At 46.3% G+C, this 6,161-nt stretch carries 8 protein-coding genes; 5 read left to right on the forward strand and 3 right to left on the reverse strand.

Annotated elements, in window-relative coordinates:
* Nucleotides 1-120: 120 nt before the first annotated feature.
* From QUB10_RS33490 to QUB10_RS33505, 4 genes are all read left to right on the forward strand, one after another.
* Nucleotides 121-1,002: a glycosyltransferase gene (locus QUB10_RS33490; protein ID WP_333207417.1), complete on the forward strand. Its 882-nt coding sequence runs from the start codon at nucleotides 121-123 to the stop codon at nucleotides 1,000-1,002.
* A gap of 86 nt (nucleotides 1,003-1,088) precedes the next feature.
* Entirely contained in the window at nucleotides 1,089-2,099 is a 1,011-nt protein-coding gene (locus QUB10_RS33495) for a glycosyltransferase family 2 protein (RefSeq protein WP_333207419.1), read from the forward strand.
* A gap of 195 nt (nucleotides 2,100-2,294) precedes the next feature.
* Nucleotides 2,295-2,876 (forward strand): serine acetyltransferase, encoded by a 582-nt coding sequence (locus QUB10_RS33500; protein WP_333207420.1) that lies wholly within the window; start codon nucleotides 2,295-2,297, stop codon nucleotides 2,874-2,876.
* Between the two features lie 144 nt (nucleotides 2,877-3,020).
* The gene (locus tag QUB10_RS33505) at nucleotides 3,021-3,422 is read left to right on the forward strand and encodes a hypothetical protein (protein ID WP_333207421.1); all 402 of its coding nucleotides are present in this window, start codon (nucleotides 3,021-3,023) and stop codon (nucleotides 3,420-3,422) included.
* 307 nt (nucleotides 3,423-3,729) lie between these two features.
* On the opposite strand, the gene QUB10_RS33510 is transcribed toward QUB10_RS33505, so the two are convergent.
* The 3 genes from QUB10_RS33510 to QUB10_RS33520 form a co-directional block, all read right to left on the reverse strand.
* Nucleotides 3,730-4,110: a glycosyltransferase family 4 protein gene (locus QUB10_RS33510; RefSeq protein ID WP_333207423.1), complete on the reverse strand. Its 381-nt coding sequence runs from the start codon at nucleotides 4,108-4,110 to the stop codon at nucleotides 3,730-3,732.
* Nucleotides 4,111-4,167: 57 nt separating this feature from the next.
* The gene (locus tag QUB10_RS33515; RefSeq protein WP_333207424.1) at nucleotides 4,168-4,449 is read right to left on the reverse strand and encodes a hypothetical protein; all 282 of its coding nucleotides are present in this window, start codon (nucleotides 4,447-4,449) and stop codon (nucleotides 4,168-4,170) included.
* A 156-nt stretch (nucleotides 4,450-4,605) separates the two neighbouring features.
* Nucleotides 4,606-4,806, reverse strand: coding sequence for a hypothetical protein (locus QUB10_RS33520; RefSeq protein ID WP_333207425.1), 201 nt, complete (start codon nucleotides 4,804-4,806; stop codon nucleotides 4,606-4,608).
* Nucleotides 4,807-5,016: 210 nt separating this feature from the next.
* Here QUB10_RS33520 and QUB10_RS33525 point away from each other — a divergent pair, with 210 nt between their 5' ends.
* Nucleotides 5,017-6,030: a glycosyltransferase family 2 protein gene (locus QUB10_RS33525; RefSeq protein ID WP_333207426.1), complete on the forward strand. Its 1,014-nt coding sequence runs from the start codon at nucleotides 5,017-5,019 to the stop codon at nucleotides 6,028-6,030.
* Nucleotides 6,031-6,161 lie beyond the last annotated feature (131 nt).

Raw genomic sequence — 6,161 nt, forward strand, 5'->3', positions numbered from 1 at the left:
TATTTGGTATTTTATTCATCATTACAACTATGTTTTGAGCAAATGAATATCTAATCACTACATATTTATCACTACCCTTCAGATATCGTACATAGCGGCGTAGCAGGCTGGCCGATTCCGATGGCATGGTTAGTGACGCCAATAGTCCTGATACAGCGGAAACGATACCTGCTCGTAGTCGAGTCCGCACCGTGGCGGCTGCCACCGGGCACCCCTGCCAGCATTAAAGCCAAAATTCAAGCTTACATATACGAAACATTGAATCGCTGGTGCATAAACAGCGCCGACTTGACAATCTTTACACAGGGAGAATATCAGCAAAGTTTATTAAAAAAACGACACAACAAAAGTCACATAATTCACGCTTCGTGGATAGATGAAGAAAATATCATTTCGGAAGCAGAGGCGACTAAAATATGGCAGGAAAAACTGTCAGCCTCGCCCAAACAACTAAAAATTCTATTTGCGGGCAGATTGCATCCCAATAAAGGCTTGTTAGTTCTCCTAGAAGCAATGAAAATCTTGGACGAGCAAAACATTGCCGTCAAGCTGGACATACTAGGTGAAGGCGAACTGTTAAGCAACTGCCAAGCAGCAGGCAAGGCGATGCAAAAATCGGTACAAATCGAACTTTTGGGAACTATTCCTTACGGCAGAGAATTCTTCGGGCGGCTGCAACAATATCATGCTGTTGTGGTTCCCAGCATCTCGGACGAGCAGCCCAGAATCGTATACGATGCTTATTCCCAGGCCGTACCTGTACTGGCAAACAACACAGCCGGACTCCGCGACTGCATCGAAAACGGCATCACAGGTTCGATCGCTAATTGCAATGACCCCGTTGCTTTAGCAAACTTGCTCAAACAGTCGGGAGAAAACTTGAACCTACTTCAAAATATGGGCATGGCAGCTCTGAACAAGGCTCGCAGCCTGACTCACGAAGAAATGCACCGGCAGCGGTGGCAGCTTTTGTTAATGATGTTGGAGCAATTAAAAAAGTAGGCGATACCTGCACTGCGGGCGATCGCTCCAGCTTGCCAGATCGGTACAACTTGAGCTAAAAAGTTGTTACACAAACAACGGTACTTATGTCGAAGGCCAGCGAGTCCAATCATCCCTATCCACTGCTGGTTGTCATTGTTAACTACCGAACCTCTAGTTTGACAATTGACTGCTTGCGCTCTCTAGTTAGCGAAGTCCAATCGCTGCCCGGTATGCGAGTTGTAGTTGGCGACAATGCTTCAGGCGATCGATCCGTCGAAGAAATTAGTAGTGCGATCGCCTCAGAAGGCTGGAATGAATGGGCATCCTTCGTTCCCCTAGACCGTAACGGCGGATTTGCCTTCGGCAACAACGCCCTGATCCGTCCCGCCCTCCAATCCACCAATCCCCCCCCTTACTTCCTGCTGCTCAACCCAGACACCATAGTTCGCCCCGGTGCCTTAAAAGCCTTGGTCGATTTCATGGACACTCATCCCGAAGCCGGAATCGCCGGCAGCCGCTTGGAAGACCCCGACGGCACGCCCCAGGAGTCAGCTTTTCGGTTTCACAACATCTTGACCGAACTCGATTTTGGTTGGCGGACAGGCTTTATATCGAAGTTATTAGCCAACTGGACCGCAGCGCCTCCCATTTCCCAAGAAACCTGTCAAACTGATTGGGTAGCTGGAGCCAGCATGATCGTCCGTCGCGAAGTATTTGAAAAGATTGGCTTGATGGATGAAGCTTATTTCATGTACTGCGAAGAAATGGACTTTTGTCTGCAAGCGAACAAAGCTGGCTGGAGTTGCTGGTACGTACCCGAAAGTCGCGTTGTGCACTTAGTCGGCCAAAGCTCAGGCGTCACTGACACCAAAAAGCCCGCCAAGCGGCTGCCTACCTATTGGTTTGATTCCCGGCGTAGGTACTTTATCAAAAACTACGGCTTGGTTTACACAGCATTAACTGATGTATCTTGGGCTTCGGGTTTTGCAGCTTGGAGGGTGCGCCGCGTACTTCAAGGCAAACCAGATGGCGATCCACCACAATTGCTGAGGGATTTTGTATTAAATAGTGTATTTTTTAAGGGGGGTAAGATTGAAAAATCCAAAAACTTTTAAAGGGAGTTGGTAAATCGGTCAAAGCCAACTAAACCAGGTTAACCTAGGCAAGGAAAATATTTTATGATGCAGCCTAGAAATTAGTATTCTCGATCAATAAAACCGGATTGCTCCTTTCTCAAAAACCTGATATACCCATTAACATCGTCGGCATCTAGCAATAGAGTAAACAAGAAATAGTGTGAATTAGAGCTTATGGTAATTGAGCAAAACTTAATCACGAGTGAAAATCAAGTAGAAGAAGCCAGGCTGGGATTGTGGCAGCAAATTAAAGAAGACTGGATTGCTCATGGTCGAGATTGGACAAAACCGGGATTTCGCGCCGTAGCAGTGCAGCGTTTTGGCGTCTGGAGAATGCAGGTAGAACCGAAATTACTGCGAGCTCCTTTGAGCATTATTTATCGATCGCTCTACCGAAAAGTCCGCAATAGTTACGGGATAGATTTGCCTTACACTGTGAAGCTCGGTCGTCGCGTGGTGATTGAACATCAAAACGCTATTATTATTCACGGATATTGTAAAATCGGCGACGACTGCATTATCCGCCAAGGTGTAACGTTGGGAAACCGCTATTTGGACAAACCGCTAGAATCCCCTCAATTGGGCGATCGGGTGAACGTCGGGGCTGGTGCAAAAATCCTCGGAAAAGTAAACTTGGGAGACGACGTAAATATCGGTGCCAATGCTGTAGTTTTATCAGACATTCCAGCCGGTCAAACTGCCGTTGGTATCCCAGCCAAAATTATCAAATCCCGCCCTGCTGAAAACAATACTTAAATCATTGTCTTCCTTGTGCCTTTTTCTTCCTCCTATAACTCTGCGGAGATTCAATCAATCTACCTACTCAAGTTAGAGATGCCTGTTAAGCTAAAATTCACAAATAAGCACAATTGTCAACTTCATCAAAATATTGCACAAACAATGGTTGAGTCAATCACTAAGCCAATCCTTTCTGCTACAGAAGCAGACTGGAGCCGCGAAAAATCTAGCAAGTGGTGGGAACCCAGTCGCCAACTGCTCAAATCTATCCGCAACTATCAAAAGTGGCAGAAGCAGGGTGGGATTTTAGGCTATTTTTTATGCCGTTTGAACATCATCGAGTATCGATTCTGGAGCGTTGTAACTGCTACAGACATCCCTTTAAACTGCCACATACAAGGAGGACTGCTGCTGCCTCATCCTAATGGGATTGTCATTCATCCCAGTGCTTGCATTGACCCTAACTGTCTGATTCTTCAACAGGTGAAAATTGTTGCTGATGTCATGTCAAAATCGGCGGTCACGTCGATATCGGTGCAGGAGCGAAAATTATTCGCTCCGTAACGAGCGGCGATCATGCTTTGATTGGTGCTAATGCTGTGGTGATTTGTGACGTGCCACCAGGTGCAACCGCACTCGGAATTCCAGCAAAAATCATCGAAAGCAAGACCCATAAACTATGATAAAAATTATAGAAGTCGCATAAAAAATAGCAAATTAGCTCGACTTTTATTAAATTACAATAACTACTCAGTAGTTGAATTTAACAAGTAAAAATTGAAAAAAAGTGGATTGGTTGCCAACAGCTAGGATGTGGGATTTAAAAAATAACAAAAACCCGTGGCTTTTAGTTGCGGGAGCGCCCAAAACCTCAAGTTTTCCCCCTCACTTTTCCAGCGGGTTTCAATCTTTCGAGTACCAACTCAGCGCGCCTCCGTGCAACTTTTTCCCACGTAAATTCCTGTGCCCGCTCGCGGGCAGAGTCACTCATCCGAAGCCGCAACAGGGCACAACCAGCTAAATGTTGCAAGCCTGCGACTAGCGCTTTTTCATCATAGGGCGAAACAATTATGCCATCTTTACCATCTCGGATAACGCTACCCCCTCCCAGAGGTGAAGTTAAAACTGGCAAACCGTTAGCCATCGCTTCATAAGTAACCAGCGGACTGCCTTCTTCCAAACTGGGAAAAGCCAAAAAGTCAGCTTCGCGATCAGCCAAGGCAATATTGCTGGTGTAATCTTGATAAATCACGTCAGAGCGGTCTAAAATATCTTTACAAATTTCTGGAAGGGTCCCTTACCTCTTTCCCTAAAGTGGCAGTCTGCCTTGAATTCCTGATTTTTTCCACGCCAGTAAAAGCAAGTGAACGTTTTTCCTAACGCAAATAGATCCCACCAACAAAACAGTAAGAGTTTCTGACACCAACTTCTTTTGCGAAATATCCGCAAAACGCTTTGGAGACCAGCCATAACTGGTTGAGATCAATTTGCGATCTGGAACTCCTGATTCGAGATAAGATTTTCTTACCTCTGGACTGGGACAAAAAATCAAATCAGCCAGACTTATTTCTTGATCTTCTCGCTGGATCATATTGTCAGTAACTCTGTGTTGGGGCTGCACTCCTAAGAGATGCAAAGCATCGTCAAGAATCCTTTTTGCCTTCCGTGTATGGCAGTTAAATCGTTGGACGAAAATATTTTTGCCCTCATTCTTAACTTTTCTTAAGGTTTCTAATGAAGTGGGGGGTCACAAATAAGCGACATCATAATCTTTGAGTTTTTGCATAAAACTTTTCTCTGGTTTAGCTCTAGGAGCATCGGGAGTTGGCTGATAAAACCATTGGAGAACTCTAGGAACTGCCTCAACAAGATTAGGTCTGCGACACGGGGGGCGCAACTCGGAACTATCATGCTGCCCTGCAATTCCGGTTCCGTCCACTGTTGGCATAATGAAAGAAATATATGAGTAACTCCCGGATTTTGACAGTGATGCCAAACAAACAAGCTATCTTTACCATTTATAATTTCCCTCCTCATCATAGTTATCTGGTAGTAACATCTGAAAACAGAAAATTATTCGTATGTGGTATGGTAAAGTGGGTGTAGTTGCAGGACAAAAAATCAAATATTATTAGGCGTAAAATTCAAGAGGTAAACCTTGAAACAAATTGGATTAGTAGCGATCGGACGAAATGAAGGGCAGCGGCTCGGCCAATGCCTAGTCTCGGCCATAGACAAAGTTGCCCGCGTCATCTATGTCGATTCCGGCTCAACAGACGGTAGCCTAGAGTTAGCCCGATCGCTCGGAGCCGATACAGTAGAACTAGACTTATCTATACCGTTTACCGCAGCACGCGCCAGAAACGAAGGCTTTGCTCGCTTGCTGGAACTAGCACCAGACATCGAATTTGTCCAATTTGTGGACGGTGACTGCGAAGTAGTTGATGGATGGATCGATCGAGCCTACAGCGAACTCACAGCCAAACCCAACGTAGCAGCAGTGTGCGGGCGCAGGCGCGAACGATACCCCGAAGCCACCATCTACAACCAACTGTGCGACATCGAGTGGGATACCCCCATCGGCGAAACCAAAGCCTGCGGTGGCGATTTCATGATGCGCGCCGCAGCATTTCAGCAAGTCGGCGGTTTCAATCCGGCACTCATCGCCGGCGAAGAACCAGAAATGTGCGTGCGGTTGCGCCAAAAAGGTGGGAAAATCCTCCGCTTAGACGCAGAAATGACCCTGCACGACGCGCAAATGACCAGTTTCGCTCAGTGGTGGAAGCGGGCTCAAAGAGCGGGTCACGCCTATGCCGAGGGTTCCTGGATGCACGGAAGCGAACCAGAGCGCCATTGGGTCAAAGAAACCCGAAGCACCTGGTTTTGGGGCTTAGTCTTACCAGCCCTAGCCTTGGCAATGACATGGCCGACAAAAGGCTGGAGCTTGTTACTATTGAGTGGCTACCCCTTAGCAGCCTATCGCACCTATAACTATTATATAAAGCATCGGGATATCGCCACTAAAGACGCTGCCATCTACGCTTTGTCTTGCGTATTAGCCAAATTTCCCCAGCTACAAGGTCAAATCCAGTTTCACCAGCGCCGATTGCTGGGGCAGCAGAGCAAACTAATCGAATACAAAACAACCAACTCTATTAATTCAGCCAGCTAGAATTACAGCTAACGTCCCAGAAAGTCAGCCCCTCAGTAGCAAACAAATGAGTAATAAAACCCACATTCCGCAGATATTTAGACAAATTTAATAGTTTTAAATTGGGAGGCATAAAGCCATGGAATCAATAT

The organism is Microcoleus sp. B5-D4, from assembly GCF_036705145.1.
Lineage (GTDB): Bacteria > Cyanobacteriota > Cyanobacteriia > Cyanobacteriales > Microcoleaceae > Microcoleus.